At 50.3% G+C, this 2,266-nt stretch carries 1 rRNA gene; it reads left to right on the top strand.

The features are described 5' to 3' along the window. Window positions 1–2,266, top strand: a 23S ribosomal RNA gene (locus tag ACWZFG_RS04640); the annotation flags it as partial.

The following is a 2,266-nucleotide window of genomic DNA, read 5'->3' as shown; positions in this document are numbered from 1 at the left end:
GGTCAGAATCCAGAGTACCACGAGACACGAGGAACCTTGTGGGAAGCAGGGGGGACCACCCTCCAAGGCAAAATACTCCTTGGCGACCGATAGCGAATAGTACCGTGAGGGAAAGGTGAAAAGAACCCCGGGAGGGGAGTGAAAAGAACCTGAAACCGTATGTCTACAAGCAGTTGAAGCACTATAAATGTGCGACAGCGTGCCTATTGAAGAATGAACCGGCGAGTTACAGTATCTAGCGAGGTTAAGTGGAAAACACGGAGCCGAAGCGAAAGCGAGTCTTAATAGGGCGAAAGTTAGATATTGTAGACCCGAAACCGCAGTGATCTATCCATGACCAGGTTGAAGCTCAGGTAAAATTGAGTGGAGGACCGAACCCGTGAACGTTGAAAAGTTTTGGGATGAGTTGTGGATAGGGGTGAAATGCCAATCGAACGCGGAGATAGCTGGTTCTCCCCGAAATAGCTTTAGGGCTAGCCTCAAGGTAAAAAGTATAGACGGTAGAGCTCTGATCGGGCTAGGGGGCGTAAAGCTTACCGAACCCAGTCAAACTGCGAATGGCTATACTTGTACTTGGGAGTCAGACTGCGAGTGATAAGACCCGTAGTCAAAAGGGAAACAGCCCAGAACGCCGACTAAGGTCCCCAATGCTGTGCTAAGTGGCAAAGGATGTAAAGCTTCACAAACAACCAGGATGTTGGCTCAGAAGCAGCCACCATTTAAAGAGTGCGTAATAGCTCACTGGTCGAGAGGCTTTGCGCCGAAAATGTCCGGGGCTAAAGCACAGAACCGAAGTCGCGTCAGCATACTAATGTATGTTGGGTAGGGGAGCGTTCTATACACGACGAAGGTATACCGAAAGGAGTGCTGGAGAGTATAGAAGTGAGAATGCCGGTATGAGTAGCGAAAAGGAAGGTAAGAATCCTTCCCACCGAAAGCCTAAGGTTTCCTGAGCAACGATCGTCGACTCAGGGTAAGTCGGGACCTAAGCCGAGGCAAAGAGCGTAGGCGATGGACAACAGGTAAAGATTCCTGTACCACCGATAATTGTTTGAGCAATGGAGTGACGCAGAAGGAAGGTTAAGCGGGCAGATGGAAACGCCTGTCTAAGCTGGTAGGGTGAGATGTAGGCAAATCCGCATCTTAAAAGCCTGAGAAGTGACGGAAAGATGTAAGCAATTACATTGAATTTAACTGGACCACGCTGCCAAGAAAAGCTTCTAGTGAGATTAAAGGTGCCCGTACCGCAAACCGACACAGGTAGGCGGGGAGAGAATCCTAAGGTGCGCGGGAAAACCCTCGTTAAGGAACTCGGCAAAATGTATCCGTAACTTCGGGAAAAGGATAGCCATTTTTGGTGAAACTACAAGCTAGTGGAGCTGAAGAAGGCGACAGAAGAGAGGCCCAAGCGACTGTTTACCACAAACACAGGTGCATGCGAAAGAGAAATCTGAAGTATATGTGCTGACACCTGCCCGGTGCTGGAAGGTTAAGAGGAGGGTTTAGAAGTAATTCGAAGATCTGAATTGAAGCCCCAGTAAACGGCGGCCGTAACTATAACGGTCCTAAGGTAGCGAAATTCCTTGTCGGGTAAGTTCCGACCCGCACGAAAGGTGTAACGACTTGGGCACTGTCTCAACGAGGGACCCGGTGAAATTGAAATACCTGTGAAGATGCAGGTTACCCGCGACTGGACAGAAAGACCCCATGGAGCTTTACTGCAACCTGACATTGGTTTTTGGTAAATAATGTACAGGATAGGTGGGAGACTGAGAATATGGTACGCCAGTATCGTAGGAGTCAATGTTGGGATACCACCCTTTATTTACTGAAAATCTAACTGAATGAATAACAAACATCAAGACAGTGTCAGGCGGGCAGTTTGACTGGGGCGGTCGCCTCCGAAAGAGTAACGGAGGCGCCCAAAGGTTCCCTCAGCGCGGCAAGAAATCGCGCGAAGAGTGTAAAGGCAGAAGGGAGCTTGACTGCGAGACGGACAGGTCGAGCAGGTACGAAAGTAGGGCTTAGTGATCCGGTGGTACCGAGTGGAAGGGCCATCGCTCAACGGATAAAAGCTACCCTGGGGATAACAGGCTAATCTCTCCCAAGAGTCCATATCGACGGGGAGGTTTGGCACCTCGATGTCGGCTCATCACATCCTGGGGCTGAAGTAGGTCCCAAGGGTTGGGCTGTTCGCCCATTAAAGTGGTACGTGAGCTGGGTTCAGAACGTCGTGAGACAGTTCGGTCCCTATCCATCGCGGGCG

Source organism: Anaerosinus sp. (assembly GCF_965318445.1).
Note: the sequence above shows the minus strand (reverse complement) of the source record. Positions and strands in the feature narration are given on the sequence as shown.